The sequence below is a fragment of the Intrasporangium sp. genome, assembly GCF_051961875.1.
In the GTDB taxonomy this organism is placed as follows: Bacteria; Actinomycetota; Actinomycetes; order Actinomycetales; family Dermatophilaceae; genus Intrasporangium_A.
Genome location: NZ_JBQCCV010000011.1, coordinates 1 through 16,916 on the forward strand (window position 1 = coordinate 1; position 16,916 = coordinate 16,916).

14 protein-coding genes are annotated in these 16,916 nt (G+C 71.0%); 5 read left to right on the top strand and 9 right to left on the bottom strand.

Annotation, left to right across the window (positions count from 1 at the left end):
• The 3 genes from ispG to dxr form a co-directional block, all read right to left on the bottom strand.
• A partial coding sequence (ispG, locus tag ACTHJJ_RS00415; RefSeq protein WP_440300963.1) for a flavodoxin-dependent (E)-4-hydroxy-3-methylbut-2-enyl-diphosphate synthase occupies positions 1-1,106 on the bottom strand: 1,106 nt, incomplete at its 3' end.
• A 107-nt stretch (positions 1,107-1,213) separates the two neighbouring features.
• Positions 1,214-2,560: a M50 family metallopeptidase gene (locus tag ACTHJJ_RS00420; RefSeq protein ID WP_440300964.1), complete on the bottom strand. Its 1,347-nt coding sequence runs from the start codon at positions 2,558-2,560 to the stop codon at positions 1,214-1,216.
• Positions 2,561-2,731: 171 nt separating this feature from the next.
• Positions 2,732-3,931 (bottom strand): 1-deoxy-D-xylulose-5-phosphate reductoisomerase, encoded by a 1,200-nt coding sequence (gene dxr / locus ACTHJJ_RS00425; RefSeq protein ID WP_440300965.1) that lies wholly within the window; start codon positions 3,929-3,931, stop codon positions 2,732-2,734.
• Positions 3,932-3,977: 46 nt separating this feature from the next.
• Here dxr and ACTHJJ_RS00430 point away from each other — a divergent pair, with 46 nt between their 5' ends.
• Together ACTHJJ_RS00430 and ACTHJJ_RS00435 are read left to right on the top strand one after the other, a co-directional pair.
• Complete coding sequence (locus tag ACTHJJ_RS00430) at positions 3,978-4,685, top strand: AAA family ATPase (protein ID WP_440300966.1); 708 nt, start codon at positions 3,978-3,980, stop codon at positions 4,683-4,685.
• Positions 4,686-4,694: 9 nt separating this feature from the next.
• Entirely contained in the window at positions 4,695-6,047 is a 1,353-nt protein-coding gene (locus tag ACTHJJ_RS00435) for a glycoside-pentoside-hexuronide (GPH):cation symporter (RefSeq protein ID WP_440300967.1), read from the top strand.
• 49 nt (positions 6,048-6,096) lie between these two features.
• Here the strand turns inward: ACTHJJ_RS00435 and ACTHJJ_RS00440 are convergent, their stop codons facing one another.
• From ACTHJJ_RS00440 to ACTHJJ_RS00460, 5 genes are all read right to left on the bottom strand, one after another.
• A complete protein-coding gene (locus tag ACTHJJ_RS00440) occupies positions 6,097-6,621 on the bottom strand; it encodes a pyridoxamine 5'-phosphate oxidase family protein (protein ID WP_440300968.1) in 525 nt (174 codons plus the stop codon).
• A gap of 79 nt (positions 6,622-6,700) precedes the next feature.
• Entirely contained in the window at positions 6,701-7,693 is a 993-nt protein-coding gene (locus tag ACTHJJ_RS00445; RefSeq protein WP_440300969.1) for a DnaB-like helicase C-terminal domain-containing protein, read from the bottom strand.
• Positions 7,694-7,833: 140 nt separating this feature from the next.
• Positions 7,834-9,297, bottom strand: coding sequence for an NAD-dependent succinate-semialdehyde dehydrogenase (locus ACTHJJ_RS00450; RefSeq protein WP_440300970.1), 1,464 nt, complete (start codon positions 9,295-9,297; stop codon positions 7,834-7,836).
• 152 nt (positions 9,298-9,449) lie between these two features.
• Entirely contained in the window at positions 9,450-10,385 is a 936-nt protein-coding gene (locus tag ACTHJJ_RS00455) for an AEC family transporter (protein WP_440300971.1), read from the bottom strand.
• A gap of 55 nt (positions 10,386-10,440) precedes the next feature.
• On the bottom strand, positions 10,441-12,111 hold the full coding sequence (locus ACTHJJ_RS00460; protein WP_440300972.1) for a long-chain fatty acid--CoA ligase: 1,671 nt from the start codon (positions 12,109-12,111) through the stop codon (positions 10,441-10,443).
• 94 nt (positions 12,112-12,205) lie between these two features.
• Between ACTHJJ_RS00460 and ACTHJJ_RS00465 the strand changes: the two genes are divergently transcribed.
• The 3 genes from ACTHJJ_RS00465 (at position 12,206) to ACTHJJ_RS00475 (ending at position 16,104) form a co-directional block, all read left to right on the top strand.
• A complete protein-coding gene (locus tag ACTHJJ_RS00465) occupies positions 12,206-13,405 on the top strand; it encodes an LOG family protein (RefSeq protein ID WP_440300973.1) in 1,200 nt (399 codons plus the stop codon).
• 99 nt (positions 13,406-13,504) lie between these two features.
• On the top strand, positions 13,505-14,929 hold the full coding sequence (gene hemG, locus ACTHJJ_RS00470; protein WP_440300974.1) for a protoporphyrinogen oxidase: 1,425 nt from the start codon (positions 13,505-13,507) through the stop codon (positions 14,927-14,929).
• Complete coding sequence (locus ACTHJJ_RS00475; RefSeq protein ID WP_440300975.1) at positions 14,926-16,104, top strand: TIGR04053 family radical SAM/SPASM domain-containing protein; 1,179 nt, start codon at positions 14,926-14,928, stop codon at positions 16,102-16,104. The genes hemG and ACTHJJ_RS00475 overlap by 4 nt, the downstream gene beginning before the upstream one ends.
• Before the next feature lie 24 nt (positions 16,105-16,128).
• Here ACTHJJ_RS00475 and ACTHJJ_RS00480 read toward each other — a convergent pair.
• A partial coding sequence (locus ACTHJJ_RS00480) for an AMP-binding enzyme (protein WP_440300976.1) occupies positions 16,129-16,916 on the bottom strand: 788 nt, incomplete at its 5' end.

Here is a 16,916-nt window from a genome sequence, read left to right on the forward strand (position 1 = left end):
ATGCCCTCGGCGATCTTCATCGCCTCCTCGATGAGCGTCTCGACGATCTCGGCCTCGGGCACCGTCTTGATGACCTCGCCCTTGACGAAGATCTGGCCCTTGCCGTTGCCGGAGGCGACGCCGAGGTCGGCCTCGCGGGCCTCGCCCGGACCGTTGACGACGCAGCCCATGACGGCGACGCGCAACGGCACGGTCATGCCCTCGAGGCCCGCAGTGACCTGGTCGGCGAGGGTGTAGACGTCGACCTGGGCGCGACCGCACGACGGGCACGAGACGATCTCGAGCTTGCGGGGGCGCAGGTTGAGGCTCTGCAGGATCTGGATGCCGACCTTGACCTCCTCGACGGGCGGGGCCGATAGCGAGACGCGGATCGTGTCGCCGATGCCGCGCGAGAGCAGTGCCCCGAAGGCGGTCGCGGACTTGATGGTGCCCTGGAAGGCGGGTCCGGCCTCGGTGACGCCGAGGTGCAGCGGCCAGTCGCCGCGCTCGGCCAGCAGCTCGTAGGCCCGGACCATGGTCACCGGGTCGTTGTGCTTGACCGAGATCTTGAAGTCGTGGAAGTCGTGCTCCTCGAAGAGGCTCGCCTCCCAGACGGCCGACTCGACGAGCGCCTCAGGGGTCGCCTTGCCGTACTTGGCGAGGAGCCGCTTGTCGAGAGAGCCGGCGTTGACGCCGATGCGGATCGACACGCCGGCGTCCTTGGCGGCCTTGGCGATCTCCTTCACCTTGTCGTCGAACTGCCGGATGTTGCCCGGGTTGACGCGGACACCGGCGCAGCCGGCCTCGATGGCGGCGAAGACGTACTTCGGCTGGAAGTGGATGTCGGCGATGACCGGGATCTGGCTCTTGCGCGCGATCGCGGGCAGCGCCTCGGCGTCGTCCTGGCTCGGGCACGCGACCCGCACGATGTCGCAGCCGGCGGCGGTGAGCTCGGCGATCTGCTGCAGCGTCGCGTTGATGTCCGTCGTCGGCGTCGTCGTCATGGACTGGACCGAGACCGGGAAGTCACTCCCGACGCCCACCTTGCCGACCCGGATCTGGCGGGTCTTGCGGCGCGGGGCCAGGACCGGCTGGGGGGCAGAGGGCATGCCGAGGGAAACCGTCATACGTCCATTATCCCTTGCCCTGGAGATCAGCCGAACCAAACCCGGCCGACGCCGAACCGGGCCTCCCGGCCTCGCTCGTACCTCGCTCGTGTCCTCAGCCCTTGGCGTCAGCCGAACAACGAGATCGGCTTGACGATGTCCGCGTAGATCAGCAGGACCGACATGCCGATCAGGACGACCGACATCGCGTAGGCGACCGGCAGGCCCTTCGCGACGTCGACGAAGCCGGGATCCGGCAGGTGACGGACTCGGGCCCAGCCCTTCTTGACCCACTCCCAGAGCGCGCCCGCCACATGCCCGCCGTCGAGCGGCAGCAGCGGGATGAGGTTGAAGACGAACAGCGCGAGGTTGAGCGAGGCGACGAGCAGCACGAGCTGGGCGAGCTTGAGCCAGTTGCCGCCCTCGGCTGCGGGGACGTCCATCGCCGCCACCTCGCCGCCGATCCGGCCGACACCCACGACCGAGATCGGCCCGTTGGGGTCGCGCGCCCCCGAGCCGAAGGCGGCCTGCACGATGCCGGTCATCTTCTGCGGGATCTTGACGAGCACTCCGGCCGTGTTGACGGTCTGGTCCCACACGAACTTGGGGGCCTGCGCGATGGGCGTCTTGACGAGCTCCTGCCCGGGGACGACCCCGAGGAAGCCCATCGACTGGAGCACGAGCTTGCCGTCCCTGGTGACCGGGTTGCCCTGCGTGTCATACGTGGTGCGGTCGAGGACGGCCGGGTGCACGACGACGGTCCGCTTGCTGCCGTCGCGCTCGACGACGAAGGTCAGGGGGGAGCCGTGGCTGTCCCGGATCGCCCCCGAGACCTGGTTCCAGCTCGTGACGGGCTGCCCGTTGACCGACAGGAACCGGTCGCCGACCTCGAGGCCGCCGGCCACACTGGGGGCCTTCGGGTCGCCGGGCTTGCAGGTCGGCTGAGGCGCCTGCACCGTGGGGGCGGCGGTGGGCACGCAGGTCGAGAGCGCACCGACCTTCGGCGCGATCTGGGGCAGGCCGTAGAGGGTGATGACCCCGGTCAGGAGGACCGCCGCGATGAGCAGGTTCATCAGGGGGCCGCCCATCATGACGACGATCTTCTTCCACGGCGGCAGCTTGTAGAAGACGCGGTCCTCGTCGCCGGGCTTGACCTCCTCCATGGAGTCGGCCCGGGCCTGGTCGGCCATCTGGCTGAACCGGCCGGTCGAGACGCGACGCAGCCGGCCCGGTTCGTCACCTGGACGCGGCGGCAGCATCCCGATCATCCGGACGTAGCCGCCGAGCGGGATCGCCTTGACCCCGTACTCCGTCTCCCCCTTGCGCCGTGACCATATGGTGGGACCTAAGCCGACCATGTAATGCGTCACCTTGACGCCGAACTTCTTCGCCGGCACGAGGTGGCCGATCTCGTGCAGCGCGATCGACAACGCGACGCCGACTGCGACGATCAGGACACCCAGGAGGAACAGCACGCCTCCATTCTCACATCACGATGCTCTGGCACTGCTGTGCTTCCTCGAACCGGGCGTGTGCGAAGGGCGCGATACGTACAGGTGTGGGTGACATACGCATGAGTGGCTGGCATATCGGCCACCTCTGCGCACTTCGGGGCCACCTGGACGTTTCGGCTCTCCCGAGCGGGCTCAGAGCTGCGCCTCGGCCTCCCGCCGGGCCCAGGCGTCGGCCGCCATGACGTCCACGAGCGTGAGGTCACTGACCCCGGAACCGGGCTCCGCGGCATACGCCTCCACGACCTGCGCGACCGTGTCGACGATGTCGAGGAAGCCGATCCGCCCCTCGTGGAACGCGTCGACGCAGACTTCGTTGGCGGCGTTGTAGACGGCCGGCCAGGTCCCGCCGGCCTCCCCCACCCGCCGGGCGAGCGCGACCGCGGGGAACGCCTCGTCGTCGAGCGGCTCGAACTCCCATGACTGGGCCTTGGTCCAGTCGACCGGCACGTCGACATCGGGGATCCGCTCCGGCCAGGTCATCCCGAGGGCGATCGGCACGAGCATCCGCGGCGGCCCGGCCTGCGCGATCGTGGAGCCGTCGACGAACTCGACCATGGAGTGGATCATCTGCTGCGGGTGCACGACGACCTCGATGCGGTCGAAGGGGATGTCGAAGAGCAGGTGCGCCTCGATGACCTCGAGGCCCTTGTTGACGAGGGTCGCGGAGTTGGTCGTGATGACCCTGCCCATCGAGAAGTTCGGGTGCGCGAGCGCCTCGGCGGGGGTGACGGACTCCAGGTCGGCCCGGCTGCGTCCCCGGAACGGTCCGCCGCTCGCCGTGATGACGAGGCGGCGCACCTCGGCCGGCCCGCCGCCGCGGAGGCACTGGGCGATCGCCGAGTGCTCGGAGTCGACGGGAACGATCTGCCCGGGCGCGGCGAGCGCCTGCACGAGCGGGCCGCCGATGATGAGCGACTCCTTGTTCGCGAGGGCGAGCCTGGTGCCGGCCCGCAGGGCGGCGAGTGTCGGCTCGAGCGCGATGGCGCCGGTGATGCCGTTGACGACGACGTCGGCCGGGCGGGCGGCCAGGGCTGAGGCGGCCTGTGGCCCGCTCAGCAGCTCCGGGTCGTATGCCGCCGCGCCGGCCCGGTCGGCCGCCTGGCCGATCGCTCGGGCCAGGTCCTCCTCCGTGCCCTCGGCGGCGGCCACGACGGGAGCCTGCAGCTGGACGGCCTGCCGGGCGAGCAGCTCGAGGTTGCGTCCGGCGGCGAGCCCGACGACCTCGAAGCGGTCGGGGTTGCGGCGGATGACGTCGACGGCCTGGGTACCGATCGAACCGGTCGAGCCGAGCAGGATGACCCGGCGGGGCCGGGCGGTCGTCGCGTCAGTCACCCGCGCATTCTCCCCCAAGCCGAGCGCTTCCTGCTTCCATGGAGAGATGGACGACGCGGCCCGGCCCGACGCCTCCGGCGAGCCCCCCGACCAGATCGACACCCAGGGTCGACGACCCCTCGTGACGATCGCAGCCCTCTACGGCGCCGGCGGCAGCTCGATCGGTCCGCTCGTTGCCGAGGTGCTCGAGGTCCCCTTCCACGACCGGAACATGCCGGAGGAGGTGGCGCGTCGCACGGGCCTGCCCGCGCACGTCGTGGACGACGTCGACGACGTTCCCCGGACACTCTCGGAACGGTTCTTCTCGCACCTCGGCCACAGCTCGATCGTCTCGGGGGCGGAGTCGGGCTCCCCGGAGATGGTGGACATGCAGTCGCGACGGGTGCGGTCCGGCATCGAGCAGACCCTGGCCCGCATCGCCATGGAGGGCGGCGTCGTCATCGGGCGGGGCGGCAACGTCGTGCTCGGCCGGTTCCCGTGGGCCCTGCACGTCCTGCTCCGGGCGCCCCTCGAGCGCCGCCTCGCACGGCGGATGGGACTCGACGGCATCGACCGGGAGACCGCCGAGCGACGACAGCGCCACGAGGACGACGCCAGGGTCAAGTTCGTCCGGCGCGTCTACGGGATCGACGGCTCCGACCCGGCCGGCTACCACCTCGTCATCGACACGAGCGAGATCGACGACGACACCTGCGCCGACCTCATCGTCCGGGCGAGCCGCTACCGCGTCGCCCGTGACACCGGGACCGAGTGAGGTGCCGCGATGGCGCTGCGCAGGGTCGAGTATGTGGGGTACGCGTTCGGGGACGTCGGCAACAACCTCACGTTCTCGATGGTCTCGGCCTTCCTCCTCATCTACTACACGGACGTCGCTGGCATCTCCGCCGCGGCGGCGGGCATCCTCTTCCTGGTCGCGCGGGTCTGGGGCGGAGTGACCGACCTGGTCGCGGGACGGACGGTCGACGTCACGTCGACGAGATGGGGCCGCTTCCGCCCGTTCATCGCCTTCGGGCCGATCCCCCTGCTCGTCCTGCTCGTCCTGCTCTTCTCGATCCCCTCGGCGCTGTCGCCGGCGCTCAGGATCGTCTGGGCGTTCGTGACCTATCTGCTCTTCTCGCTCGCCTACAGCTTCGTCAACATCCCCTACGGCTCCCTTGCCGCCGCCATGACACAGAGCCCCGACGAGCGGGCCAAGCTGTCGAGCTCGCGCTCCATCGGCGCCTCCCTCACGATCCTCGCCATCGCCGTCGTCGTCTCGCCGCAGATCTCCGCGGCGAGAGACCTGCAGACGACGTTGACGCTGACCACGGTCGGCTTCGCGGTGATCGGCTACCTCAGCTATCTCTTCTGCTTCTCGACGGCCCGCGAGACCGTGCAGGTGCAGGCGGCGCGGGTCTCCCTCGGCCAGACGGTGGCGATGTTGCGACACAACCGGCCGCTCTTGCTGCTCTGCCTCGCGACCCTGCTCTTCCTCACCGGGATGTTCTCGCTGCAGACGGTCGCCGTGTACTACGCCCGGAACGTCCTCGGCAGCGCCGAGCTCTACATCGTCCTCACGCTGATCCAGACGCTCGCCATGGTGGTCGCCGCGATGCTCGTGCCCGGCCTGGCGGGCTCGGTGGGCAAACGGACCACCTACCTGCTCGCGGTGGTCGTCGTGGTCGTCGGCGGCGCCGGGGTGGCCTTCGCCCCGGCGGGGTGGACCGCCCTGTCGATCCTCGCCTACGGGGTGCTCGGCCTCGGCACGGGCACGATCAACACCCTGATCTTCGCCTTGCAGGCGGACACGGTCGACTACGGCGAGTGGAAGAGTGGCCTGCGTGCCGAGGCGAGCAACTACGCGCTCCTCTCCTTCACCCGGAAGGCTGGCCAGGGCGTCGGCGGGTGGGCCGCCGCGTTCGCCCTCTCGCTCGGCGGCTACCTCGCGACGGGCACCCAGCCGGGCTCGGCCCTCACCGCCATCCGGGTCGCGGCGGGTGTCATCCCGGCCGTCCTCGCCGCCGCGGCCGGCCTCGTGATGCTCGTCTATCCGTTGTCGGAGAAGGTGTTTCGCACGCTCGTGGCCGAGCTCGCGGAGCGGCACGCTCTCACTGCCGTCGAGGAGCCGGAGGTGTGACCGGCACCGTCGCCGTCCTGGCTGTCAGCCGTGGCCCAAGCTCCGGCCCTCAGCGCGGCTGGACACCGCGGGACCGGAGCAGCTCGTCGCGCTTGGACGCGTAGGCGGTGGCCCAACTCATCCGGAGGCGGTACATCCGGATGTCGTCGCCCCAGCTGAACGGGCTGCTGCCGTAGTGCGCGGTCCAGTGGGCGTCGACCTCGTCGCGCGCCGGCCCCGGCGGCAGGAGCTCTGCGGTGCCGTGGCTGAAGAGTGCGAGGTCCTCGCCGTCGATGTGGGCGACGCTGACCGCCGGGCGCCGCTCGAGGTGCCTGGCCTTCGCCGACCCGCCGGCGGTGCCGAAGGTCCACGTGCCATGCAGGAAGTGGCCGTCGAGGGCGCTGATGCGAGGCTCTCCGTGCACCGTCACCGTGGCGACCGAGAGGACCTTCATGCCGGTGAGCAGCTGCACGAGCTCCTCCGCCGAGAGGGTGCGCTCGTCGGTGATGATCGACCGAAGGTGTCCGGTGGCACGCGCGTGCGAGGCGTCGAGCAGGGCCTGCAGGGCGGCGATCTCCTCCGGTGTCTCACGCATGCATCGACGCTAGCGCGGACCACCGACAGTGCCCGCCCGACGAGCGGGTCACCACTCTGCGTGCCACCTCGCGCCGTGACTACGAGACGATGATCCGCTCGTCGATGAGCCGCTCGCGGACCTCCCGACCCTCCGTGATGAAGCGCCCGTGCTCGAAGTCCTTGGCGAACTCGAGCTCGACGTCGCCCCGGCCGTGGCGGTTCTTCTCGAGCGTCAGGACCGTCCACTCCCGGAACCGTTGGATGTTCGCGAGGTCGTAGACGAGGTGGTCACGCGAGACGACGTCGATCTTGTCGCTGAGGATCATGACGACGTCGGCCTCGAAGGCGAGCGCCGATCCCCCTCGCAGGTCGTGGGTGCGCATCCGGCGTCCGGCCCCGAGGCTGGACTTGTCCGCTGCCGAGACGGCGACGATGGGCACGCCGAGGTCGAGGGCGAGGTCCTTGATGCCCTCGACCGCTCCGGTGATCCGGGCGTCCTCGGTCGAGCTCTCGACCGGGACCTTCTGAAGGTAGTCGACGAGGACGAACGGGACCTGCCCCGTCCGGTCCTGCACGTCGGCGACCACCGCCCGCAGTTCCGTCAGCGTCGTCGACGACCCGGACGACTCGTGGATGTGCAGCCGGTCGCCGTAGGACTGCAGCTGAGCGTATGCCGCAGCACCACCCCGCATGGCGCCGAGCACCTCCTCCAGCGACCGGCCGGCCGACCCCGCCTCGAGCGCCTGGCGCACCTCGAGGACAGACGCCGCCGTGCCCGAGTCGCACTCTGCCGCCTCGAGCGAGATGAGCCGCTCCATCAACGTATTCGCTTGGTGCTCATAGGAGAAGACAATGCCGGTCCGGCCGCTGCACACGACATTGCGCACCAACTGCAGGCCGATCATCGTCTTGCCGTTTCCCTGTGGGCCACCGAGCAGGGCGAGCTCGCCGGAGCGCAGCCCCCCGCCCAGGGCTTCGTCGAGCAGGGGGAACCCGGTCGACCACACCGTGGCCCCCGCCTGTTCTCCCCTACGCAGCAACATGTCGGTGTGCTCCAGCAGTGCCGCGACCGAACGCGGCGCAGCCCCCACCCCAGATCCCCTTCTCCCCATGGGCCGATTTGACCACAGGGCCGGATGGCGGGGAGGGGGTTTGGGCAGATCTGCGTGGATCGTCCCAGCGCCCTCCCCGGCTCACGAGGAGCCGCTCCCAGGACTCCCGGGCGCTGGGCTCAGAGGGCGATCCCGACGTACTTCGTCTCGAGGTACTCCTCGATGCCCTCGGCCCCACCCTCACGGCCGACGCCGGAGGCCTTCACGCCGCCGAACGGCGCGGCCGGGTTGGACACGATGCCCTGGTTCACGCCGACCATGCCGTACTCGAGGGCCTCGCTGACCTTGATGGCGCGGCTGAGGTCGCGGGTGAACAGGTAGGCGACGAGACCGTACTCGGTGTCGTTGGCCATCCGGATGGCGTCCTCGTCGCGGCTGAAGGTGCGCACCGGCGCCACCGGTCCGAAGATCTCCTCCCTGTTGACGTCCGCCTCGGCGGTGACGCCGGCGAGGACGGTGGGCTGGAAGAACCAGCCGGGCCCGTCGACCGGCTGCCCGCCGGTCACGACGCGGGCCCCCTTGCTGACCGCGTCGTCGAGCAGGGCGGTCACCTTGTCGCGGGACTTCTCGTCGATGAGCGGTCCGACGTCGACGCCCTCGTCGGTGCCGCGCCCGAGCTTCAGCGCACCCATCCGCGCGGCCAGCTTGTCCGTGAACTCGTCGGCGACCGACTCATGCACATAGAACCGGTTCGCGGCGGTGCACGCCTCGCCGATGTTGCGCATCTTCGCGAGCATGGCGCCCTCGACCGCCTTGTCGAGGTCGGCATCGCCGAAGACGAGGAACGGGGCGTTGCCACCGAGCTCCATCGACACCCGGAGGATCTGCTCGCTCGCCTGCTCCATCAGCGAACGACCCACCCCCGTCGAGCCGGTGAAGGTCAGCTTCCGCAGGCGGGAGTCGCGGATGAGCGGTTCCATCACGCCGCCGCTGTCGCTCGTCGTCACCACGTTGAGCACGCCCGGCGGCAGGCCGCAGTCCTGGAGCAGCTTGGCGAGCGCGAGCATGGTGAGCGGCGTCTGGCTGGCCGGCTTGACGACCATCGTGCAGCCCGCCGCAATGGCGGGCCCGATCTTGCGGGTGCCCATGGCGAGCGGGAAGTTCCACGGCGTGATCATGAGCGTCGGACCGACCGGCTGCTTCATCGTCAGCAGCCGCGTCGCGCCGTTCGGTGCGGTCGACCAGCGCCCGTCGATGCGGACCGCCTCCTCCGAGAACCACCGGAAGAACTCGGCACCATAGGTCACCTCGCCCTTGGACTCGGCGACCGTCTTGCCCATCTCGAGCGTCATGAGGAGCGCGAGCTCGTCGGCACGCTCGATGATCTTCTCGTATGCCGCTCGCAGCAGCTCCGCTCGGTCGCGCGGCGGCGTCGCCGCCCAGTCCGCCTGCGCGGCGACCGCGGCGTCGAGGGCCGCTCGCCCGTCGGCCGGGGTCGCGTCCGCCACATGGGTCAGCACGTTGCCCGTCGCCGGGTCGTCGACCGCGAGCTTGCCGCTGCCCTCCGCCTCGCGCCATTCACCGCCGATGAGCAGCGACTTGGGGACCGACTCGATCACTGACTGCTCTGTCACGCTTGCCATTCCCCGACCCTAGCGCCGTCCGGCGCGTCCGCCGACAGGTCGGTATGCCGCTGTCCCGCGTTTCGTCGAACGACCAGCAATCGTCGGCGTCCTCCTCCGTGTGCGGCGCCGTCCCGGACCGGCCGGATGGTGGTCGTTCGCGCGCGCGACGGTCACACCCCGGCGAGGTGGAAGCCGGCCGCGATGATCAGGATCACCGGCACCGACACGAACGTCGTGACGAAGATGGCGTCGCGAGCGAGGTTGACCTCGCGCCGGTAGCGGACGGCATACGTGAAGATGTTCTGCGCGGTCGGCAGCGCGGCCGTCACGACGACGGCGAACAGGGCCTGGCCGTGCATCCCGAGGAGCAGCCCGACGCCCAGCGCGAGGGCCGGCATGACGAGGGTCTTGAGCACGACGATCGTCCAGACATGCCGGGCCGCTCGACCCGCCGCCGGTCTCGGGCCGCGTCGCAGCGAGATCCCGAAGGCAAGGAGCATCGCCGGGACGGCCATGTTGCCGAGCAGGTCGATGGAGCCGCCGATGACCCGGGGCAGCCGGATGTCGAGCACGGCAATGAGCAGGCCCGCGATCGCGCCGATGGTGATCGGGTTGCTGAACATCCGACGGATGCTCCGCAGCAGCGTGGGGCGCTCCCCGCGGGCGTCGCTGTCGAAGAGCGCCATGTAGACCGGCGTGATGATGAGCAGCTGCATCAGCAGCGTGGGGGCGACCCAGGCGACGTCGCCGAGGACATAGAGGGCGATCGGGATGCCGAGGTTGCCCGCGTTGACGTATGCCGCGGACAGGCTGCCGATGAGCCGTGCCCCGAGCGAGCCGGGCCCGCCCCGCGACCGGGCGAGCAGCAGGTAGATCCCCACCGTCGCCGTGAAGGCGATGAGCGACGTGACGAGATTGCGGGACAGCACGGTGTCGAGCGGGGTGCGCTCCATGACCTGGAGCAGCAGCGCTGGCGACGCGACATAGAACGCGAGCCGCGAGAGGTTGTTCTGCGCGGACTCGTCGAGGACGCGGAAGTGCGCGAGCAGCCAGCCGACGGCGACGATGATCGCGATCGTCGCGAACCCCTCGATGACACCGACCACCGGCCGATCCTGTCAGGTCGGCCGGCCACGGCGCGGCAGGGGTCGGCGGGTGGACTCAGCCGACGCTGTGCACCTGCAGGTCACCGTCGGCGTAGCGCTTGCGCAGCACCTTCTTGTCGAACTTTCCGACGCTCGTCTTCGGCACCTCGTCGATGAACGCCCACCGCTCCGGCACCTGCCAATGCGCGACCTTCCCCTCGAGGTACTCCCGCAGGTCCGCGGCGCTCGTCGGCGAGTCGGGCTTGAGGACCACTGAGGCGAGCGGCCGCTCGCCCCACTTCTCGTCCGGCACGCCGACGACCGAGGCCTCGAGCACGTCCGGGTGGCCCATGAGGAGGTTCTCGAGCTCGACGGAGCTGATCCACTCGCCGCCGGACTTGATGACGTCCTTGGCCCGGTCCGTCAGGGTGATGAAGCCGTTCGCCGACAAGGTGCCCACGTCACCGGTGCGCAGCCAGCCGTCGTCGAACTTCATCGCCATCTCCGCGAGGTCCTGCTCGGACTCGGTCCCGTTGGAGTAGTAGGCCCCGGTCACCCACGGGCCGCGGATCTCGAGCTCCCCGACGGTCTCTCCGTCCGGTTCGGCGACCGAGCCGTCCGGTCCGACGATCCGGCCCTCGAGGCCGCAGAGGATCCGGCCCTGGCTCGCCTTGTAGGCCCAGTAATCGTCGCTGCCCTGCTCGACGTCGGCCGGCGGGATGGCGAGCGAGGCGACCGGCGAGGTCTCCGTCATACCCCAGCCGTGGATGATGTCGATGCCATGGCGCTCGTGGAAGGCCTGGATCATCGGCAGCGGCGCGGCCGAGCCGCCCACCATGAGCATTCGGACCGACGAGACGTCGACGTCGTTGGTGTCGAGGTGGTGCAGCAGGTCGTTCCAGATCGTCGGCACGCCGGCGCCGCCGGTGACCTTCTCGCGCTCGATCATCGCCGAGAGCGGCGCGGCCTGGAGGTAGCGGTCCGGCATGACGAGGGTCGAGCCGGTGACCATCGCGGCGTACGGGAAGCCCCAGGCGTTGGCATGGAAGAGCGGCACGACGATGAGCAGCCGGTCCCCCGAGGTGATCCCGAGCGTGGCCGCGACGGCCATGGCGTGCAGGTAGTTGCACCGGTGCGAGTAGGCGACGCCCTTCGGGTTGCCGGTCGTGCCGGACGTGTAGCACATGGATGACGCGTCGTCCTCGTCGAGATCCTCCGGCCAGTCGAATGTCGTCGGGTGGTCCACCAGGAGGTGCGTGAAGTCGTGGACGCCCTGCACGTGGCCCGGAGCCAGGAGCGCCGACCGGGTCTCGTCGTCGACCGGCCCGTTGACGATGACGTGCCGGACCTCGGGGAGGTGCTCGAGCAGCTTCGCGAACGGCGCCGCGAGCGTGTTGTCGACGATGATGACCTCGCTGCCACCGTGGCGGGTGACATAGACCAGCTGCTCCGGGAAGAGTCGGATGTTGAGGGCGTGCAGCACCGCACCCATCGACGGGACCGCGAGGTAGGCCATGAGGTGCTCGGCGTTGTTCCACATGAACGTCCCGACGCGCTGGTCGCCGGTGATCCCCAGCCCGCGCAGCGCGTGGGCGAGCTGCGCGGCCTGCCGGCCGAGCTCCCGGTAGGTGATGCGTCTCGCCCCGTCACCGGTCCAGGTGACCACCTCGCTGTCGCCGTGCACCGTCGTGCCGTAGCGCAGCAGCGTCGAGATGAGCAGGGGCGGGGACTGCATCGTGCTCCTCATGACCGCACTCTGCCATCGACACGCGGCAGAGTCAGCCCTTTGCCGACCGCGACTTTGCCGGGCGGTCGGGCGCTGGTGCGGCAGGATGTCGGCCATGGAGATCGAGACCCTGGAGGAGCTCGACGACTACCTCGACTCGGGCGCGAGCCTCACCGGCCTGCGGCTGCAGCACCTCGACCTCAGCGAATACGCGCCGCGGCTCGCGGGGCACACCGGGCTCGCCGGGCTCGTCGTCCTCGGTGGCGTCGTGCCGCCGGACGTCGCGGAGGTCCTGCTCGTCGGTGGCGCCATCGTCTTCCCGGGGCTCGCCGGGGCACCGATCGATCCGTGGCGCGGCCTCTATGTGCCCGAGGAGCTCTATGCCGGGCTCGAGGCGCACGGCTACGGGCACACCCCCGATGCGAAGGCCTACCAGTGGTCGACCGACACCAGGGTCGCCACGGACGCGTTCGCCACCCTCGTCCGGGCGATCCACGACGACTCCGTCACGGACGAGCTCGACGAGTTCATCGACGGCCGCTCCGTCGTGGGCGTCATGGGCGGCCATGATGTCGCGCGCGGCAGCGACGCCTACGCCGACGCCGCCCGTCTCGGGCACGGGCTGGCGGGCCAGGGCCACCTCGTCGTGACCGGCGGCGGTCCCGGGGCGATGGAGGCGGCAAACCTCGGCGCCTTCTGCCACGACCCGTCGGCCCTCGACGCCGCGCTCCCCCGGCTCGCGGCGGTGCCGGGCTTCCGACCCGACGTCACCCCGTGGGCGCGGGTCGCGATGGACCTCCGCCGAGAGCTCCTCGAGCAGGGCGACGCAGCGGGGGCGCGACCGGAAACCCTTGGCCCGTCGGCCCGTTCGGTCGGGATCCCGACATGGTTCTACGGGCACGAGCCGCCCAACGTCTTCTGCGACGCCATCGCCAAGTACTTCTCGAACGCCCTGCGCGAGGACGGCCTGCTCGCCCGGTGCACCGGCGGGATCGTCGTGCTGGCCGGAGCGGCAGGGACGGTCCAGGAGATCTTCCAGGCCGTGACGCCGCTCTACTATGCCCTCGAAGACGTCGCGCTGCCGCCACTCGTGCTCGTGGGCCGTGAGCACTGGACCGAGACCGTGCCCGTCTGGCCCGCCCTCCAGCAACTCGCGCGCGGCCGCCGGATGCGCGAGGCGCTGCATCTCGTCGACGACCTCGACGACGTCCTGCCGCTCGTGGCGGGCGCCGGGGCGGAAGCCGGCTTCAAGCCGCCCGTCGAGGGCGAGCGCGAGGTGCGGTATGCCGCGGAGCGCGCTGAGCGGCACACCTGAGGCGGCTGAGCGACCAGCTGAGCGGGCCACGAGGGGGCGCGAACGAGTCACCGCGACTTATCTCCTACGATGCGTAGTAATACATCGGAGGAGAGCGCCATGGATCTGCACCACCGCCCGACCGTCGTCGTTGTCGGAGGCGGGCTGACCGGCCTCGTCGCCGCTCGCCGTCTCGACCGGGCCGGTTGCGAGGTGACCCTGGCGGAGGGCTCGGACCGGCTCGGCGGGCAGGTCCGGACCATCCCGGTGGCCGGGCACGTCGTCGACGTCGGGGCCGAGGCACTGCACCTCGGCTCACCCGCGGCACGTGGTCTCGTCGATGAACTAGGGCTGGCCGAGCAAGTGGTCGGGGCCCGGCCGGGCACGACCCTCGTCTGGTCCGCCGGCCGGCCGCGGCCCCTCCCGGCCGGCATGGGCCCGGCGGGTCCAAGCCGGCTGCGACCCCTGTTGACGAGTCGCGTCCTGTCGCTCCGCGGCCTCGGACGCGCCGGCCTCGAGCCGCTTGCCGCCCGCGTGACAGCACGCCTGGACGACGACGATGACACCTCCATCGGGGCGTTCCTCACGTCCCGGTTCGGGCGGGAGGTGACCGACCATTTGGTCGACCCGCTTCTCGGCAGCCTGCACGCCGGCGACGTCGACCGGCTCAGCCTGCGTGCCTGCGCGCCAGCGCTCGTGGGACCGGCCGCCCGAGGTCGGTCGATCGTGCTGCGCCGACGCGGCGCCCGGGCCACGGCCAACCCAGCGGCTCCTGTCTTCGCGTCCTTCGCCGGGGGTCTGCAGGTCCTGACGGACCGTGTCCTCGCCGATACCGCCGTCGACGTCCGGGTCGGTGCGCCCGCCCTCGCCCTCGAGCGGCTTGGCGGCCGCTACGCGGTTCACGTCGGCGACGGTGCGCAGCTCGTGGCCGACGCCGTCCTGCTCGCGCTTCCCGCGCACCAGGCGGCGTCGATCCTCTCCGGCGCGGCGGCGCCGGTCGCCCGACGGCTGTACGAGGTCGAGACGGCGACCGTGGCGACGGTGGTGCTCGCCGTCGATCGACGGGGCACCTCCGGGCTGCGCGCATTCCGCGGCAACGGCTTGCTCGTAGCGTCGAGATCCGGACTGCTGCTCAAGGCGATGACCCACCTGTCACACAAGTGGCCGCACCTGGACGACGGCCGGACCACGCTGCTGCGCCTGTCCGCGGGCCGTTCGGGTGACCCCACGGTCGACCAGATCGGCGACGACGAGCTGGTCGGGCGGCTGCTCGCCGAGCTGCACCAGCTGACCGGGCTCACCTGCGAGCCGGAGGCGGTCCACGTCGAGCGCTGGCCGGGCGGGATGCCGCAGCAGACCGTCGGGCACCGCGCCCGCATCCGCGCGCTCCGCGACGACCTCCACCGGCTGGCCCCGGGTGTCACCGTCGCCGGGGCGTCCTACGACGGGCTCGGCCTCGCCGCCTGCACGTCCTCCGCCGAGGAGGGGGCCGCCGCGGTCCTCACCCACCTGACCAGACCCGTCGAGACCGGGAGCCTCGCATGACCCACACCCCACCTGCAGGGCCCGCGAACGCCGAGCGGAGGGCGGTGCGCCGGCTGCGCCACGACGCCGGCGAGCGGCCACTGATCGTGATCTGGGAGGTGACGCGGGCCTGCGCCCTCGTCTGTCGCCACTGTCGCGCCGATGCCCAGCACCGCCGCGACCCGCACGAGCTGACGACGGCACAGGGCAAGGGCCTCCTCGACGACATCGCCGGTTTCGGCGCGCCATACCCCATCGTCGTGCTGACCGGTGGCGACCCGTTCGAGCGACCCGACCTGGCCGAGCTGGTCCGGCACGGCCACGCGCTCGGCCTGCACATGGCGCTCTCGCCGTCGGTGACTCCACGGCTCACACCGCGAGTCCTGGCGGAGCTCCGCGCCGCCGGCGCGGGAGCCGTCTCCCTCTCGCTCGACGGGGCGACGGCGGCGACCCACGACGCGTTCCGCGGTGTGCGGGGCGTCTTCGACCAGACGCTCGTCGCGGCGGGCGACGTCAGGGCGGCGGGCTTCCGCCTCCAGGTCAACTCCACGGTCACTCGGGGCAACGTCGACGAGCTGCCCGAGCTGCTGCGCCGGGTGCTCGACCTCGAGGTCTCCCTGTGGAGCGTCTTCTTCCTCGTACCGACCGGACGGGGCCAGCTCCTCGACGCCCTGAGCGCCGAGCAGGTCGAGGACGTGCTGCACTGGCTGCACGACGTGTCCGACCTCGTTGCCCTCAAGACGACGGAGGCTCCCCACTACCGCCGTGTGGCAATCGAGCGGGCCCGGGCGAGCGGGTCCGGTGCGCCGGCACCCGCGCTCGGTGAGCTGTACCACCGCCTCACCGCGGCCACCGCGCCGATCCGGGCTGAGCGGCATACGGCTCGGCGTCGTCCCCGCCCACCCATCGAGGTGAACTCGGGTCGTGGCTTCGCCTTCATCGACCACCGCGGGGACGTCTACCCGAGCGGCTTCCTGCCCCAACGGTGCGGCTCGGTGCTCGACGGAGGCTTCCGCGCGGTCTACCGCACGAGCCCGCTGCTCCGGTCCCTCCGCGATCCCGACCAGCTGCGCGGCAAGTGCCGCTCCTGCGAGTTCCGGGACGTCTGCGGCGGCAGCCGGTCGCAGGCCTATGCCGTGGGCGGGGACGTGCTCGGCTCCGACCCGAACTGCGTGCACGTGCCGGCGACCGCTTGACCGGGCCGCGCCTGACCGGCTCCCTCAGTGGCCGCGCAGCACCGGCCCGAGGGCCTCGAGGACGGAGGCATCCTCGATCGTGGCCGGCACCGCGGGGTTGGCGCCGTCGGCGATCTCCCGCATCGTCTTGCGCAGGATCTTGCCCGAGCGCGTCTTGGGCAGGCCCCCGACGATGTCGACCTGCTGCAGGGACGCGACCGCGCCGACCTCGACCCGGACGCGGGCGACCAGCTCGGCCCGGATCCGCTCGCCCTCGGCCTGCCCGTCGATGCCCGACTTGAGCACGACGAGGGCCCGCGGCACCTGCCCCTTGAGCTCGTCGCGCACCCCGATGACGGCGCACTCGGCGACCGCCTCGTGCCCGGCGAGCGCGGCCTCGATGGAACCGGTCGAGAGACGGTGGCCGGCGATGTTGAGGACGTCGTCGGTGCGGCCCATGACGAAGAGGTAGCCGTCTTCGTCGATGTAGCCGCCGTCACCGGTGAGGTAGTGACCGGGGTAGGCCGACAGGTAGGAGCTGACGTAGCGCTCGTCGTCCTGCCAGAGCGTCGGCAGGGTGCCGGGCGGCATGGGCAGCCTGATGCAGATGGCGCCCTCGCTGCCGGCCGGCGCCTCGTTCCCCTCGACGTCGAGGATCCGCACGTCGTAGCCGCACACGGCGACGGTAGGTGAACCGGGCTTGATGGGCAGCAGCTCGATCCCCTTGGGGTTGCAGGCGATCGGCCAGCCGGTCTCGGTCTGCCACCAGTTGTCGATGACCGGGACGCCGAGCCTGGCGCTGGCCCACTCGTAGGTGTCGGGGTCGAGCCGCT